The organism is Promicromonospora alba, assembly GCF_042654905.1.
GTDB classification, from domain to species: domain Bacteria; phylum Actinomycetota; class Actinomycetes; order Actinomycetales; family Cellulomonadaceae; genus Promicromonospora; species Promicromonospora alba.
Genome location: NZ_JBHSFI010000002.1, coordinates 434,121 through 448,497 on the forward strand (window position 1 = coordinate 434,121; position 14,377 = coordinate 448,497).

Genomic DNA, 14,377 nt, shown 5'->3' on the forward strand with positions numbered 1-14,377 from the left:
CATGCGTCGAAGCCTGCTCATGCGTCGAAGTCCACGGTGACCTCGTCGCTGACCGGGTACGTCTGGCAGGTCAGCACGAACCCGGCGGCGACCTCCTCCGGTTCGAGCGCGTAGTTGCGCACCATGTCGACCTCGCCCGCGCAGACCTTCGCCCGGCAGGTGCCGCAGACCCCGCCCTTGCACGCGAAGGGCAGGTCGGCGCGGACCTCCTGCGCGGCGTCGAGGAGCCGCTTGTCCTGCGACATCGCACTCGTCGTCGACCGACCGTCGAGGATCACGGTCACCTCGCTCGTCGCGCCGTCCACCACCCGGTCCGGATGCCGCAGCTCGGGCGGGGGCTCGTCGACCCAGAAGAGCTCGAAGTGCACCCGCTCGGCGGGGACGCCGAGCTCCGCCAGCACCGCGCGGGCCTCGGTGAGCATGCCGAACGGCCCGCAGAGCCAGACGTGGTCCATGTCGCCGACGGGCACGACGAGGGTCAGCAGGTCGCGCAGCCGGTCGCCGTCGAGCCGGCCCGAGAACAGCTCGACGTCGCGCGGCTCCCTGGACAGCACGTGGACCAGGTCGAGCCGGTCGTGGTGGGCGTCCTTGAGGTCCGCGAGCTCCTCCGCGAACATCACGGAGCTGGTGGTGCGGTTGCCGTAGAGCAGCGTCACCCGCGCGTCGGGGTTGCGAAGCACGGTGGCCATGATCGAGAGCATCGGCGTGATGCCCGAACCCGCCGCTATGCACAGGTGCCGCCCGCCCTGCGCGGCGTCGGCCCGGAAGCTGCCGCTCGGCGGCAGCACCTCCACCCGGTCGCCGGGACGCACCTCCCGCACCAGCCAGGTCGAGAACAGGCCGTCGGGAACCTCGCGGACGCCGATCCGCGGCGCGCTGCCCGCGGGCGCGCAGATGGAGTAGCTGCGGCGCTGCTCGACGCCGGCGACGGTGCGCCGCAGCGTCAGCGACTGGCCGGCGGCGAAGTCGAACACGTCCCGCAGCTCGTCGGGCAGCTCGAAGGTGACGGCGGCCGCGTCGTCGGTGAGCTGCTCGACGTCGGTCACGGTGAGCGTGTGGAACGTGGCGGTCACGTCAGATCTCCTTCACGTGCTCGAACGGCTCGAGGCAGGCCTGGCAGCGGTACAGCGCCTTGCAGGCCGTGGAGCCGAACTCCGAGCCGACCACGACGTCGTCGGACCCGCACCGCGGGCAGCGGACGGCGCGGCGCGTGGGCGTGAGCCGCAGCGGCACCGGGCCGGACCTGCGCGGGGCGGGCCCGGGCGGCGAGATCCCGGCGGCCGCGAGCGCCGCCCGTCCCGTGGGCGTGATCCAGTCGGTGGTCCAGGCGGGTTCGAGGACCACCCGCACGCGCGCGTCGGCGAAGCCCGCGGCGTGGAGCTCGCGCACGAGGTCGTCGCGCATCGCGGCCATGGCGGGGCAGCCGGAGTAGGTGGGCGTGATCGCGGCGACGACGGCGCCGTCCTCGCCGACGGTGACGTCGCGCAGGACCCCGAGGTCGGCCAGCGTGAGCATCGGCAGTTCTGGATCGACGACGGCGGACGCGGCGTCCAGTGCCCGTTCGAGGGCGCGGTCGTGGTCGTGGCCGTGGTCGTGGTCGAGCACTGGACCGTCGTCGAGAACTGGGCGGAGCGCGGCGGTCACCACTGCCCCCTGGGGTGCGCGCGGGCAACCACCTGCATCTCGGCGAGCAGCTCAGCGAGCGCCTCGGTGTGGACGCCGTCGCGGCCCTGGTGCGCCGCGTGTTCGTGGTGCCCCGGGTCATCGTGCCCCCCGACGACCGGCGGCAGCACCGGCCGGTCGACACCGCTAGCCATGAGCACCTGGTCGAGCACCGCCTCGACGTCGGCCGCGACACCCGCCGGGTCGACGCCGACGCCGGCCAGCGCGGCGGCCCGCTCGATGTCGTGCGTCTCGAAGAGCTCCGCCCAGTACGGCCAGAGCTCGTCGAGACCGGCGAGCAGCCGGCGTCGTGACTCCTCGGTGCCGCGGGCCAGGGTCAGGAACCAGCGCCCGGCGAAGTCGCGGTGGTAGGTCAGCTCCTTGACGCCCTTGGCGGCCACGGCGGCGAGCACGGCGTCGCGGCTCCGGGTCAGCGGGTCAGACAGCCGGTCGAGGAGCGCCAGGCGCCACGAGGAGAACAGCAGGATCCGAACGACGGTCTGCGCGAAGTCGCCGTTGGGGACCTCCGCGAGCCGCACGTTGCGGAACTGCCGGGCGTCGCGGAAGAACGCCAGCCGGTCCTCGTCCGGGACGGGCGAGCCGTCGGGCAGGGCGGGTACCTGCGACGGATCAGCGGCCGCCGCCCGGGCGAGCAGCAGCCGCGCCTGGCCGAGCAGGTCGAGCGCGATGTTGGAGAGCGCGATGTCCTCCTCGAGGTCCGGCGCGTTGCTGCACCATTCCCCCAGCCGCTGGGACAGCACCAGGGCGTCGTCGCCGAGCATCAGGCAGTAGGTCGCCAGCGTCGCCGGGTCCACGCCGTCGGGCACGGTGGTGTCCACACCGGCGAGCGGGTCCTCGAAGTCGGTCCCGAACGCCCAGTGGGCGTCGTTGACGAGCAGCCCCGAGTAGGCGTTGTCGTGGTCGTCGGGCTCGTGCGTCCGGACGTCAGGCATGTCGTGCTCTCCCTACGGGTGCGGACCTGCTCGTGCGGCATGGGCGTGTACAGGACCTACATGTGCGGGACGTCGGCGGGGATCTCGTAGAACGTCGGGTGCCGGTAGACCTTGTCCCCGCTGGGCGCGAAGAGCGGATCCTTCTCGTCCGGGCTGGACGCCGTGATCGCCGACGAGCGGACCACCCAGATGCTCACGCCCTCGTTGCGGCGCGTGTAGACGTCGCGGGCGTGGCGCAGGGCCAGCTGGTCGTCCGGCGCGTGCAGCGACCCGACGTGCACGTGGTTGAGGCCGCGCTTGCCGCGGATGAACACCTCGTAGAGCGGCCACTCGCCGCTGACCTGGTTGCTCATGTCGTCGCCTTCCCGGTCGTGTCGTCCGCGTCTTCCGCAGCGCCGCCCGTGCCGCCGTCGTGCGCCGCGAAGGCGAGGGCCGCCTCGCGGACCCAGGCGCCGTCGTCCCAGGCCTTCTTGCGATGCGCCACGCGCTGGGCGTTGCACGGGCCGTTCCCCTTGACGACCTCCCAGAACTCGGCCCAGTCCGGCTGCCCGAAGTCGTGCGCGCCGCGCTCCTCGTTCCAGACCAGGTCCGGGTCGGGGAGGGTCACCCCGAGCGCTTTCGCCTGCGGCACGCTCATGTCGACGAAACGCTGGCGCAGCTCGTCGTTGGTGTGCGTCTTGACGCCCCACGCCATGGACTGCGCGGTGTTGGGCGACTCGTCGTCCGGCGGGCCGAACATCATCAGCGAAGGCCACCAGAACCGGTCCACCGACTCCTGGACCATGGCGCGCTGCTCGTCCGTGCCGCGCATCATCGTCGTGAGCAGCTCGTAGCCCTGCCGCTGGTGGAAGGACTCCTCCTTGCAGATGCGGATCATGGCCCGCCCGTAGGGACCGAACGAAGTCCGGCACAGGGGCACCTGGTTGCAGATGGCGGCGCCGTCGACCAGCCAGCCGATGGTGCCCATGTCCGCGTACGAGAGCGTGGGGTAGTTGAAGATCGAGGAGTACTTCTGCCTGCCGCTGATCAGCGCCTCGGTGAGTTCCTGGCGCGAGACGCCGAGCGTCTCCGCGGCCGAGTAGAGGTAGAGGCCGTGCCCCGCCTCGTCCTGCACCTTGGCCAGCAGGATCGCCTTGCGCCGCAGCGACGGCGCGCGGCCGATCCAGCCGCCCTCCGGCTGCATGCCGATGATCTCGGAGTGGGCGTGCTGGGCGACCTGCCGCACGAGCGTCCTGCGGTAGGCGTCGGGCATCCAGTCGCGGGGCTCGATGCGGTCCTTGCGGTCGATCACGGCCTGAAAGCGCGCCTCGAGCTCTGCCTCTGGCCCGGCCTGTGACTCGGGCTCGACAACTACCGGCATGGCACCTCCAGGGCATGGCTGCGACTATTTACTGACCGATCGTTCTGTACTAGATTGACACAGCCGCAGCGGGTTGCACAACGGCCCGGGGCCTACCGACACCGATCAACGCCGATCGCTTGATCCGAGGGGATGCGCACAGTGAGCACAGAGCCGGTGAGCACACAGACCGTGAGCACACACCTGGAGAGCTACGTCGCGGGCCGCTGGTTCCGCGGGACGGACGACGGCGAACCGGTGCTGGACGCCGTGACCGGGCAGGAGGTCACCCGTGTCTCGAGCCACGGCCTCGACTTCGCGGCGCTGGTCGCCCACGCCCGCGACGTCGGCGGCCCCGCCGTCCGGCGGTTGACGTTCCACGAGCGGGCGACGCTGCTCAAGGAGCTCGCCCTGCACCTGGGCCGGTTCAAGGACGACTTCTACGCGCTCTCGCTCCGCACGGGCGCCACCCGGCGCGACTCCATGGTCGACATCGACGGCGGCATCGGCACGATGTTCAGCTTCGCGAGCAAGGGCAAGCGTGAGCTCCCGAACGACACAGTGGTGCTCGACGGCGCGCTCGAACCGCTCGGCAAGGGCGGCACCTTCGTGGGCCAGCACCTGTACACCTCGCGCCCCGGCGTCGCCGTGCAGATCAACGCCTTCAACTTCCCCGTCTGGGGCATGCTCGAGAAGCTCGCGCCCGCGTTCCTCGCGGGCCTGCCCAGCATCGTCAAGCCCGGCAGCCAGACGGCGTACGTCACCGAGGCGGTGGTCCGGCAGATCGTCGCCTCCGGCATCCTGCCCGAGGGCAGCCTGCAGCTGGTCTGCGGCAGTGCGGGCACGCTGCTGGACGAGCTCGGCGAGCAGGACGCCGTCGCGTTCACCGGCTCGGCGCACACCGCCGCGATCCTGCGCGAGCACCCGGCCGTGCTGCACCGCGGCGTCCGCCTCGGCGTCGAGGCCGACTCGCTGAACTGCTCGATCCTCGGCCCCGACGTGACGGTGGAGGACCCGGAGTTCGACCTGTTCGTCAAGGGCGTCGTCACCGAGATGACCGTCAAGGCCGGCCAGAAGTGCACGGCCATCCGCCGCGTCATCGTCCCGGAGCCGGTTGCCGACGCCGTCGTCGAGGCGATCAGCGCCCGCCTGGCCAGGATCACAGTCGGCGACCCCGCCGACGAGAGCGTCCGCATGGGCGCGCTCGCGAGCCTCGGCCAGCGCGACGAGGTGCGCAAGGCCATCGAGGCGCTGCGCACGTCCGCCGACATCGTGTACGGCGACCCGGCGCACGTCGAGGTCGTGGGCGCCGACGCCGAGCGCGGGGCCTTCCTCTCCCCCGTCCTGCTCCGGGCCCGCCCCGGCGCGGCCGAGCCGCACGACGTGGAGCCGTTCGGACCGGTCGCCACGGTGCTCACCTTCGGAACCGTCGAGGAGGCGGTGGACCTGGCGGCCCGGGGCCGCGGCAGTCTGGTGGCGTCGCTCGCCACCCACGACCCGCAGGTCGCCCGCGAGGTGGCCCGCGGGCTCGCGCCCTGGCACGGCCGGCTGCTGATCCTCGACCGCGACGACGCCGCCGAGTCGACGGGCCACGGCAGCCCGCTGCCGATGCTCGTGCACGGCGGCCCGGGCCGCGCCGGCGGCGGCGAGGAGCTGGGCGGCGTCCGCGCCGTCCTGCACCACATGCAGCGCACGGCCATCCAGGGCTCCCCCGACATGCTCACCGCGGTCACGGGCCGGTGGACCACGGGTTCGCGACGCGTCCTCGACGGCGTGCACCCGTTCCGCAAGTCGCTGGCGGAGCTGCGCATCGGCGACACCATAGAGACGGCGACGCGGACGGTCACGCTCGACGACATCAACCACTTCGCCGAGTTCACCGGCGACACGTTCTACGCGCACACCGACCCCGAGGCCGCCGCGGCGAACCCGTTCTTCGGCGGCATCGTCGCGCACGGCTACCTCGTGGTGTCCCTCGCTGCGGGCCTGTTCGTGGACCCTGCGCCGGGCCCGGTGCTGGCCAACTTCGGCGTCGACGGCCTGCGCTTCCTCACCCCCGTCAAGGTGGACGACACCATCCGGGTGAGCCTGACCGTCAAGCAGATCACGCCGCGATCCTCCGCCGACTACGGCGAGGTGCGCTGGGACGCGACGGTCACCAACCAGGACGACGAGCTGGTGGCGACGTACGACGTGCTGACGCTGGTCGCGAAGACCGCCCACCGGGCCGAGCACTGACCGCCGGGAAGCGACCCCCACACACTGCACGCCTTCGTCGGCGTGTCGCGTGCCGTGTGTTGGGGTCGCTTCGATGGCCACCCACCCGGTCTCCAGCGGGGCGAAGGGCTGGTCTCACGTCTGGGACGATGACGCCATGACCACAGAGGCGACGGCGGCAGGCTCGATGTCGGCGGGTGCGGCATCGGCGGGCGCGGCGTCGACAGGCGCGGCGTCGGCGGGTGCGCCCGCCCGACGTCCGCGCGGGCGTCCGGGTCACGACCGCGAGGCGGTACTCAGGACGGCGATCACGCTCTTCAACCAGCGCGGTTACGACGCGACGTCGATCAGCGACCTGGCCGCCGAGCTGGGCGTCACCAAGTCGGCGGTCTACCACCACTTCGTCAGCAAGGAGGCGCTGCTCGCGGCGGCCCTCGACGAGGCGCTGGAGGGGCTGAGCGAGGCGGTCGAGGCGGCGTCGGTCGCGACGGACGGCGAGCCCAGCTCCGTCCGCCTGCGGACCACCGTCGAGGCGGCCGTGCGCATCCTCGCCGACAACCTGCCCGCCGTCACGCTCCTGCTGCGCGTCCGCGGCAACAGCGACCTGGAACGTTCGGCGATGGAACGACGCAGGCACATCGACGAACGCCTCGCCGTGCTCGTCCGGCAGTCAGCCGCGGAGGGCGACCTGCGCGCCGACGTCGACCCCGACGTCATCAGCCGGCTCATCTTCGGCATGGTCAACTCCCTCGCCGACTGGTACCGGCCCGGCGGGCCGTTGCCCGCCGACGCGCTGGCCGCCACGATCTCCAGCGTGCTGTTCGACGGCCTGGGGCCGGCGCGGGGCGGCGTCGATCCGGGCAGCGATCCCGCACCGTTCAGGAGAAGTCCGCGGCCGTGATCCCGTCCGGGCGTCCGGGTGGCCACTCCACCAGCTCCAACCGGTAGCCGTCCGGGTCGGTGAGCCACGACGTCTTCGGACCGTCAGGGCCGCCGGGGTACTCGACGGGACCTGGCTCCAGGCCGGCAGCGGCCAGGTGCTCCTGGGTGGCGACCAGGTCGTCGACCTGGATCGCGAGGTGGTCGAAACCGCTGCCGACGTCGACGCGACCACCGTCAGGACGGTGGACCAGCTCGAGCGACGCCGCAGGTTCACCGGGGAACTGGAGGAGCACGAGGCGGCTCCCGTTCCCGATGTCGACCACGCCGAGCTCGGTGTAGCCCAGAGCGGTGTAGAAGTCGAGCGAGCGCACCAGGTCTGTGACGCGATAGGAGACGAAGAGGGTCTTCATGCCGCTTCCCCTGGTCGACGGATCCGGTAGCGGAGGTGCGTGACGTCTCGATCCTCGAGGCGCCGCACGAGGTCGAGCTCGATGTGATCCTCACCGAGGTGGTCGAACAGACGCCGGCCGGTCCCGAGGAGCACCTGCACGAGGTGGATCTCCATCTCGTCCAGCTGACCGGCCCGGAGGAGCGCTTGAGCCGCACCCGCGCCATGCACCATGACTGCGCGGTCGCCGGCAGCTGCACGCGCCTGACGGGCGCAGTCGTCCACATCGGTGACGAACCGCGCGTTGCCGAGCGGTATGTCGCCGTCGTCGGCGTCATGGGTCAGGACGAAGATAGGCACCCCGGCATGATGGTCACCCTGCCAACGCCCGGCGAGCTCGAAGGTCCGACGGCCGGAGATCAGCGCCCCGGTCTCCGAGGCCTCGCGATACACCTGTCCGCTGGGACTGTCCGACTCCCGGTCGTCGAGCCAGCTGAACAAGCGTCCGCCACCGCGTCCGAGCTCCTGGCCCGGTCGATCGTCGGGACCAGCGATGTAGCCGTCGAGCGACATCGACATGTACAGCCGGATCGGACCACTCGTCTCAGTTTCCATCTCTCCTCCTGGGGTAGGGATGCTCCGCGTCGCGCTCTGCCGGGACGGACAGAGGGACACGGGGATGACTTCCGGCGGTAGGCAAACTCGTCGGAAGCCACCAGCGACGGTGTGCGGTAACGGCGTCCGGTAACGCCATACAGTGACCGCATGTCGAAACCGTGGACGATCACGCTGGGCGCGCTCGACGAGAAGCTGGGTATCCGCGTGCTGGAGCAGTCGGCGCAGCGGGTGGTGGCGACCATGCCGGTGGCGGGCAACACCCAGTCGCTGGGCCGCCTGCACGGCGGCGCGACGGCGGCGTTCGCGGAGGCGCTGGGATCCTGGTGCGCGCTGATCCACGCCAGCACGCTGGGCAAGGTATGCGCGGGCGTGGACCTGAACATCACGCATCACCGGGGCGCGACGGACGGGACCCTCACCGGCACGGCGTCGCCGGTCCACCTCGGCCGGACGATCACGTCCCACGAGATAGTCGTGACAGACGAGCAGGGCCGCCGCATCTGCACGGCCCGCATCACCAACCAGCTGATCGAGCCGCGCTGACGTCTTTCGGGCCGACCGGACCCGCCAACCGGACATACCAACCAGGCTCCGAGGGCCCGGCCGCTCAGGCGACTTCGGTGGTGGGCGGTGGGGCTTCGATGGCTTCAGGTAGGCGGATGCGGTGCCCACGGGCGTCCGTGAACGCCCACCCGGTCTCGAGGAGGACACCGGCCGTGGTGTCGGTGGGCTTGCCGGTCCAGTGCATGGTGATGCCGCGGGTGTCGACGAGCTGGTGGTGGTACCAGCACAGCAACGCACTGTTCGTCACGGAGGTGTCTCCGCCGTCGGCCCAGTGGGTCAGGGCGTGGTGGACCTCGCACCGTGACGGCGGTTGGTCACAGCCCGGGTAGACGCAGTGCTGGTCTCTTGCGATGACGGCGCGGCGCATCTGCCCTGACACCGTGCGCTGGGCACGTCCGACGTCGAGGACGGCGCCGTCGGGGCCGAACACGATCCGGGTGATCGCGCTGTGGCACGCCAGGCGGCGGATCAGCGCGCGTGGGGCACGGCCGCCGGTCTCGGTGAACACCGGACCACCGGAGGACAAGAACCCGGACACTGTCATATCCGCGGTACTCCAGCCACCCGGACCTCCACCCAGACTTCCACCCGGACTACCGGCCGGGCTTCTGGTGGGGCTTCCGGTCGGGCTTCCGGCCGTTGGGCCACCACTCAGACCACCTGTGCCCGCACCGGCATCTGCACTTGTGCCCGCACCCGTGCCCGCGCAGGTGCCAGTGCCGGTGCCAGTGGTGCCGGTGCCAGTGGTGCCGGTGCCAGTGGTGCTGGTGGTGCTGGTGCCGGTGCCGGTGCCGGTGCCGGGGATGCTCGGCCCCACGCCGAAGCGGGTGCCGCGCCCTGGTGCGGTCTGCCCGCAGGTCAGGCACAGGCCGTCCCGGGTCCTCGTGACCTGGGTGACGAACTCGTCCCACGACACCGTCACGTTCAGGTGCGGTGCGATCGCAGCGCCCGGGGAGGCCTGGTTGGTGTCCAGCACCACCCGCGCCACATCCGCCAGACCCTGCGCCCGACGCTGGGTCGTCGTGCGGGTGTCCTCCGCCGCCGGGGCGCCCAGGACCGCGTTGATCGCGGTCGTCAGCTGCAGGCCGTGCTCGTCGGTGAGGAACCCGGCCACGTGATACCCGCCGAACGTCTTGGCCAGATCGAAGAACTCGCCCTGCGCGGCCTTGTCGTCGTCCACATCGTCGGTGTCGGGGTCGGTCACAGTCGCGAACCGGCGGGCGACCTTCCGGAACTGGTCCGCGTTGAGCACACCAGCCTCACGCAGCACCAGGGCTTCACCGGTGACCAGGGTCCCCTCCGTGATCGCGCCCTCCAGGACCTGCGTGACCAGCTCACGGGTGCGTGTCCCGTCGGGGTCCTCGGTGGGGTCGGGGAAGTCGACCGGCACGGTCTGGACGAACTGTTCCGGGGTGGTGGTGTGCCCGGTGCGGGTGTCGATCAGCCAGGCCAAGGCGTCGGTGCGGGTCTCGCTGGTGGGCGCGACCTCCGTCATCACCCTCGCGTGGTCGACACCCAGGGTTCCCGCGACCAGCCGCTCCCGCGTCACGGGCAGCGCGGTCGCCAGGCGGCGGGCGATCGTCATGTCCTTACCCGCCGTCGAGGCGGAGATGCCTTCGCGCAGGCGCAGCCAGGTCGTGAACGTCCGGGCCGTGGCACCGGAGCGCCAGGACCCCTCGTTCTCGATGCGGGGTAGCAGGGTGTACCGGACACCGTCCAGGCGACCGGTCACCTGGCGGATCCGGGTGTGCGCATCAGCCAGGCGAGTGACCGTCGGCGCGTCCCAACCGGTCAGCGTCTCGGGGTCGGTCAGAGCAGTCAGCTCCGCGGTCGCCGCCTCGATCCGGGCCAGCACATCCTCGATCGACGCCGCAGCAGGCAGACCAGCAGCGGAACCACCGTTCGTCGTCTGCCCCATCGTGCCCACCCCCGCCCATCTCGCTGCTCGCCTCTAGTTCCTACTCCCTTGCTGTATCTATTATCTCGAACACTCGTGCGATCTGCTTGTGGATCTCAAATCTGTGGATAACTCTCCAGCGCAGCAGGTGGAAGCCTCTTCGGACTCCCGCGAACCCACCAGGCGCACAACGAGACCAACAAACCGTGCCGATCGCACTACCGAGGACCACAGCTCAGCGGCACACCATCAGTGGCACACCGTCAGAGCCGGACGATCGCCGCGGCAGGGCTCTCGATGGCGTCGGCGACGGAGCGCATGAAGCCTGCCGCCGTCCCGCCGTCGCAGACCCGGTGGTCGAAGACGAAGGACATCTGCGTGATCTTGCGCGCCACGATCTCGCCGTCGACAACCCACGGGCGGTCGATGATGCGGCCGAGGCCCAGCATCGCGACCTGCGGGTGGTTGATGATCGCCGCGCTGCCGTCGACCCGGAACCCGCCGTAGTTGTTCAGCGTGAACGTCCCCGCGGTGAGCTCCTCGGTGGTCGCCTTGCCCGTGCGGGCGCGTGCGACGAGGTCGCGGAGGGCCACGTCGAGCTCGGTCGTGGTCATCGAGCCGGCGTCGAGCACTGCCGGGACGACCAGCCCGTGCTGTCCCTGGACGGCGACGCCGAGGTTGATGACGCCGGGCATGACGATCTCGTCGCGCTCCACGTCGAGCCTGGAGTTCAGCACCGGGTACTCCTTGAGCCCGGCCACGACGAACCGCGCGACGTAGGCGAGCAGGCCCGGCCCCGCATCGTCGGGAGTCCGGGCGGCCTCGCGCAGGCTCCAGAGCGCGGTCGCGTCGACGTCGACCCAGACCGTCGCCTCGGGAATCTCCGCGCGGCTCCGTGACAGCACCTTGGCCGCCGTCTTCTGGAAGCCGCTGAGCGGGATGCGCCGCTCCCCGCGCGCGGGAACGCTCGGGAGGACGGCGGAAGAAGCGCTCGGCAGGACGGCGGTCGCAGGAACGTCCGGCACGACGGCGGCCGGGGCGCGCACCGGGGTCTCCGTCGCTGCCGCAGCCTGCGACGGCGTCAGCGACGGCGCCTGCCGCGCCCGTTCGATGGCGGTCCACACGTCGGACCTGGTGACGACCCCGCCGGCCCCGGTCGGCGCGATCGCGTGCAGGTCCAGCCCCGCCTCCCGGGCGAGCCGCCGGACGATCGGCGAGATCACCTTCACCGGGCCACCGCTGGAAGCCGCAGCGGCTCCCGGGCCTGCAACGACCCCCGAAGCCGCAGCCATGGCGGGCACCGCCGACGGGACAGCACGTGGCCGGCGCCGTCGGCCCGAACCCGGATGCACAGAGGTCCCGTACCCGATGAGCACGTTGCCGGAGCCCGCCCGTTCCTCCTCGCGGTAGGTCTCGGCAGCCACGCCGTCACCGTCCGCGGCCACCCCCTCGCCGTCGGCGGTCACACCAGCCGCCACACCGACAGCGATCGTGATCAGCGGCCTGCCCACCTCGACAAGCTCCCCCTCGGCGGCGTGCAGCACGCCGACCCGGCCCGCGTACGGGCTGGGCACCTCGACGACGGACTTGGCCGTCTCGACCTCCACCACGGGCTGGTCCACCGTGACGACGTCCCCCTCCGCGACCAGCCACTGCACCACCGAGGCCTCGGTCAGCCCTTCGCCGAGGTCAGGCAGCAGGAAGGTCTGCTCCGTCGCGGTGGTGGTCATGCGTCCTCCCACTGCAGGTCGTCGACGGCGTCGAGGATCCGGTCGACCGACGGCAGCTGGAGGTGCTCGAGCTTGGGCGGCGGGTACGGGATGTCGAACCCGGTCACGCGCCGCACCGGCGCCGACAACGAGTGGAAGCAGCGTTCGCTCACCCGGGCCGCGATCTCGGACGCGACGCTGGCGAAGCCCGTCGCTTCCGCGACGACGACGGCGCGTCCCGTCGACTCGACGGCCGCGCAGACCGTGGCGTCGTCGAACGGCACTATCGAGCGCAGGTCGACGACCTGCAGGCTGCGGCCCTTGCGCGCGGCCTCCTCGGCGGCCTCCAGGGCGACCGGTACGGCGGGTCCGTAGGCGATGAGGGTCGCGTCGGTGCCCTGGCGCCGGACCACGGCCGTGCCGATGCCCGGCTCGCGGTCGCCGCCCAGGGCGACGTCGCCCTTCGCCCAGTAGAGCTTCTTCGGCTCGAGGAAGACCACCGGGTCCGGCGAGGCGATGGCCTCACGGAGCAGCGAGTAGGCGTCCGAGGGGTTCGACGGCGCGACGACGTGCAGGCCGGGCGTGTGCGCGTAGTACGCCTCCGACGAGTCGCAGTGGTGCTCGACCCCGCCGATGCCGCCCGCGTACGGGACCCGGATGACGAGCGGCAGCTCGACCCGGCCCCTGGTGCGGTTCCGCATCTTGGCGATGTGGCTCACGACTTGCTCGAAGGCGGGATAGGCGAAGGCGTCGAACTGCATCTCGATCACCGGCCGCATGCCGTTCATGGCCAGGCCGACGGCGAAGCCGGCGATGCCGGCCTCCGCGAGCGGGGTGTCGAAGCAGCGGTCCTCGCCGAACGTCGCGGTGAGGCCGTCGGTGACCCGGAAGACGCCGCCGAGCGGGCCTACGTCCTCCCCGAGCACCAGTACCGAGGGGTCCTCGGTCATCGCGTCGTGCAGCGCCCGGTTGATCGCCTGCGCGGTGCTGAGCGTCTCGTGTGCGACGGCGGTGGCGGTCATGGGCGGGCCTCCAGTTCAGTTCGGCTCAGCTCGTCGTGCACGACGGCGAGCTGCTCGACCAGCTGCGGCGTCGGCCGCGAGTACACGAAGCGGAACAGGTCGTCGGGGTCCGGCTCGACGTCCCGGTTCATGCCGTCCCGCGTGCGCCGGGCGACCTCCTCGGCGGCCTCGGTGAAGGCTGCGGCGCGGGCGTCGTCGAGGATGCCCTCGGCGCGGAGGTAGGTCTCGAGCCGGACCAGCGGGTCCTTGGCCGCCCAGGCGGTGACCTCGTCGTCGGTGCGGTAGCGGGTGGCGTCGTCGGCGTTGGTGTGGGCCTGGATCCGGTAGGTGCGCCCCTCGACGAGCTGGGGCCCCTCCCCCGCCCGCGCCCGTGCGACCGCCCCGGACAGGACACCGAGGAGCGCCGCGAGATCATTGCCGTCCACCTGCTCCCCTGGGATGCCGTAGCCCACGCCCTTGTGCGCCAGCGACGGGGCGACCGACTGCCTGGCCAGGGGCACCGAGATCGCGTACTGGTTGTTCTGGACGAAGAAGACGACGGGCGCGTGGAAGACGGCGGCGAAGTTCAGCGCCTCGTGGAAGTCGCCCTCGCTCGTGGCGCCGTCGCCGCACATCGCCAGCACGACGGTGCGCTCCCCGCGCAGCCGGGCCGCGTGCGCTACCCCGACGGCGTGCGGGAGCTGCGTGGCGAGCGGCGTCGTCAGGGGCCCGACGCGCAGCCCGTAGGGGTCGTACCCCGAGTGCCAGTCGCCCTTGAGCAGGCCGAGCACCTCGACGGGGTCGCCCCCGCGCGCGACGACGGCGGCGGTGTCGCGGTAGGTCGGGAAGAGCCAGTCCTCGGCGTCGAGCACCTGCGCGGCGGCGACCTGGCAGGCCTCCTGACCGTGGGAGGAGGGGTAGACCGCGAGACGTCCCTGCCGGACGAGCGCGCTGGCCTGGTCGTTGAACCGGCGGGCGGCGACCATGCCCGCGAACCCTCGGAGCAGCTCGTCGTCCGCGGGCAGGTGCGCGGTGCCGGCGGCCGTCGGACGGCCGTCCGGACCGAGCAGCATGACCGGCATCTTCGACGGCAACATGCGATCCACGTCACTTGTCATAGAGATATACTCGTCAAGGTTCTATTCGG

The 14,377-nt window shown here is 71.6% G+C and carries 14 protein-coding genes; 3 read left to right on the top strand and 11 right to left on the bottom strand.

The annotated features are described in order from the left end of the window. Positions 1-17: 17 nt before the first annotated feature. From paaE to paaA, 5 genes are read right to left on the bottom strand one after another with little or no spacing between them, the layout of a single operon-like run. Positions 18-1,073, bottom strand: coding sequence for a 1,2-phenylacetyl-CoA epoxidase subunit PaaE (gene paaE / locus ACFO6V_RS05085; protein WP_377132893.1), 1,056 nt, complete (start codon positions 1,071-1,073; stop codon positions 18-20). Position 1,074: 1 nt separating this feature from the next. Further along, positions 1,075-1,644: a 1,2-phenylacetyl-CoA epoxidase subunit PaaD gene (gene paaD / locus ACFO6V_RS05090; RefSeq protein ID WP_377132895.1), complete on the bottom strand. Its 570-nt coding sequence runs from the start codon at positions 1,642-1,644 to the stop codon at positions 1,075-1,077. After that, entirely contained in the window at positions 1,641-2,615 is a 975-nt protein-coding gene (gene paaC, locus ACFO6V_RS05095; protein WP_377132897.1) for a 1,2-phenylacetyl-CoA epoxidase subunit PaaC, read from the bottom strand. The genes paaD and paaC overlap by 4 nt, the downstream gene beginning before the upstream one ends. Before the next feature lie 56 nt (positions 2,616-2,671). After that, the gene (gene paaB, locus ACFO6V_RS05100) at positions 2,672-2,968 is read right to left on the bottom strand and encodes a 1,2-phenylacetyl-CoA epoxidase subunit PaaB (RefSeq protein WP_377132899.1); all 297 of its coding nucleotides are present in this window, start codon (positions 2,966-2,968) and stop codon (positions 2,672-2,674) included. Continuing rightward, positions 2,965-3,975 carry a 1,2-phenylacetyl-CoA epoxidase subunit PaaA gene (paaA, locus tag ACFO6V_RS05105; RefSeq protein WP_377132901.1) on the bottom strand — a complete coding sequence of 337 codons (1,011 nt, stop codon included), beginning with the start codon at positions 3,973-3,975 and terminating at the stop codon, positions 2,965-2,967. The genes paaB and paaA overlap by 4 nt, the downstream gene beginning before the upstream one ends. A gap of 132 nt (positions 3,976-4,107) precedes the next feature. On the opposite strand from paaA, the gene paaZ reads away from it, so the two are divergent. Beyond that, positions 4,108-6,192 (top strand): phenylacetic acid degradation bifunctional protein PaaZ, encoded by a 2,085-nt coding sequence (gene paaZ, locus ACFO6V_RS05110; protein ID WP_377132903.1) that lies wholly within the window; start codon positions 4,108-4,110, stop codon positions 6,190-6,192. 136 nt (positions 6,193-6,328) lie between these two features. After that, the gene (locus tag ACFO6V_RS05115) at positions 6,329-7,072 is read left to right on the top strand and encodes a TetR/AcrR family transcriptional regulator (protein WP_377132905.1); all 744 of its coding nucleotides are present in this window, start codon (positions 6,329-6,331) and stop codon (positions 7,070-7,072) included. Here the strand turns inward: ACFO6V_RS05115 and ACFO6V_RS05120 are convergent. Both ACFO6V_RS05120 and ACFO6V_RS05125 read right to left on the bottom strand, forming a co-directional pair. Next, positions 7,050-7,463, bottom strand: a complete 414-nt coding sequence (locus tag ACFO6V_RS05120; RefSeq protein WP_377132907.1) for a VOC family protein — start codon at positions 7,461-7,463, stop codon at positions 7,050-7,052. The genes ACFO6V_RS05115 and ACFO6V_RS05120 overlap by 23 nt on opposite strands. Continuing rightward, positions 7,460-8,056: a dihydrofolate reductase family protein gene (locus tag ACFO6V_RS05125; protein ID WP_377132909.1), complete on the bottom strand. Its 597-nt coding sequence runs from the start codon at positions 8,054-8,056 to the stop codon at positions 7,460-7,462. Before ACFO6V_RS05125 ends, ACFO6V_RS05120 begins: the two co-directional genes overlap by 4 nt. A gap of 150 nt (positions 8,057-8,206) precedes the next feature. On the opposite strand from ACFO6V_RS05125, the gene ACFO6V_RS05130 reads away from it, so the two are divergent. After that, positions 8,207-8,602, top strand: coding sequence for a PaaI family thioesterase (locus tag ACFO6V_RS05130; protein ID WP_377132912.1), 396 nt, complete (start codon positions 8,207-8,209; stop codon positions 8,600-8,602). Between the two features lie 64 nt (positions 8,603-8,666). On the opposite strand, the gene ACFO6V_RS05135 is transcribed toward ACFO6V_RS05130, so the two are convergent. From ACFO6V_RS05135 to ACFO6V_RS05150, 4 genes are all read right to left on the bottom strand, one after another. Beyond that, positions 8,667-10,541, bottom strand: coding sequence for an HNH endonuclease signature motif containing protein (locus ACFO6V_RS05135; protein WP_377132914.1), 1,875 nt, complete (start codon positions 10,539-10,541; stop codon positions 8,667-8,669). A 242-nt stretch (positions 10,542-10,783) separates the two neighbouring features. After that, positions 10,784-12,250, bottom strand: coding sequence for a dihydrolipoamide acetyltransferase family protein (locus ACFO6V_RS05140; protein ID WP_377132916.1), 1,467 nt, complete (start codon positions 12,248-12,250; stop codon positions 10,784-10,786). Next, positions 12,247-13,251, bottom strand: a complete 1,005-nt coding sequence (locus ACFO6V_RS05145; RefSeq protein ID WP_377132918.1) for an alpha-ketoacid dehydrogenase subunit beta — start codon at positions 13,249-13,251, stop codon at positions 12,247-12,249. Before ACFO6V_RS05145 ends, ACFO6V_RS05140 begins: the two co-directional genes overlap by 4 nt. Then, positions 13,248-14,327 carry a thiamine pyrophosphate-dependent dehydrogenase E1 component subunit alpha gene (locus tag ACFO6V_RS05150; RefSeq protein ID WP_377132978.1) on the bottom strand — a complete coding sequence of 360 codons (1,080 nt, stop codon included), beginning with the start codon at positions 14,325-14,327 and terminating at the stop codon, positions 13,248-13,250. Before ACFO6V_RS05150 ends, ACFO6V_RS05145 begins: the two co-directional genes overlap by 4 nt. Positions 14,328-14,377: the final 50 nt, after the last annotated feature.

Bases quoted from the DNA above. Each gene is read 5' to 3' on its own strand.
- paaB (WP_377132899.1), bottom strand. From the start codon at position 2,968: ATGAGCAACCAGGTCAGCGGCGAGTGGCCGCTCTACGAGGTGTTCATC.
- ACFO6V_RS05145 (WP_377132918.1), bottom strand. From the start codon at position 13,251: ATGACCGCCACCGCCGTCGCACACGAGACGCTCAGCACCGCGCAGGCG.
- ACFO6V_RS05125 (WP_377132909.1), bottom strand. From the start codon at position 8,056: ATGGAAACTGAGACGAGTGGTCCGATCCGGCTGTACATGTCGATGTCG.
- ACFO6V_RS05120 (WP_377132907.1), bottom strand. From the start codon at position 7,463: ATGAAGACCCTCTTCGTCTCCTATCGCGTCACAGACCTGGTGCGCTCG.
- ACFO6V_RS05115 (WP_377132905.1), top strand. From the start codon at position 6,329: ATGACCACAGAGGCGACGGCGGCAGGCTCGATGTCGGCGGGTGCGGCA.
- paaA (WP_377132901.1), bottom strand. From the start codon at position 3,975: ATGCCGGTAGTTGTCGAGCCCGAGTCACAGGCCGGGCCAGAGGCAGAG.
- ACFO6V_RS05135 (WP_377132914.1), bottom strand. From the start codon at position 10,541: ATGGGGCAGACGACGAACGGTGGTTCCGCTGCTGGTCTGCCTGCTGCG.
- paaC (WP_377132897.1), bottom strand. From the start codon at position 2,615: ATGCCTGACGTCCGGACGCACGAGCCCGACGACCACGACAACGCCTAC.
- ACFO6V_RS05150 (WP_377132978.1), bottom strand. From the start codon at position 14,327: ATGTTGCCGTCGAAGATGCCGGTCATGCTGCTCGGTCCGGACGGCCGT.
- ACFO6V_RS05130 (WP_377132912.1), top strand. From the start codon at position 8,207: ATGTCGAAACCGTGGACGATCACGCTGGGCGCGCTCGACGAGAAGCTG.
- ACFO6V_RS05140 (WP_377132916.1), bottom strand. From the start codon at position 12,250: ATGACCACCACCGCGACGGAGCAGACCTTCCTGCTGCCTGACCTCGGC.
- paaZ (WP_377132903.1), top strand. From the start codon at position 4,108: ATGCGCACAGTGAGCACAGAGCCGGTGAGCACACAGACCGTGAGCACA.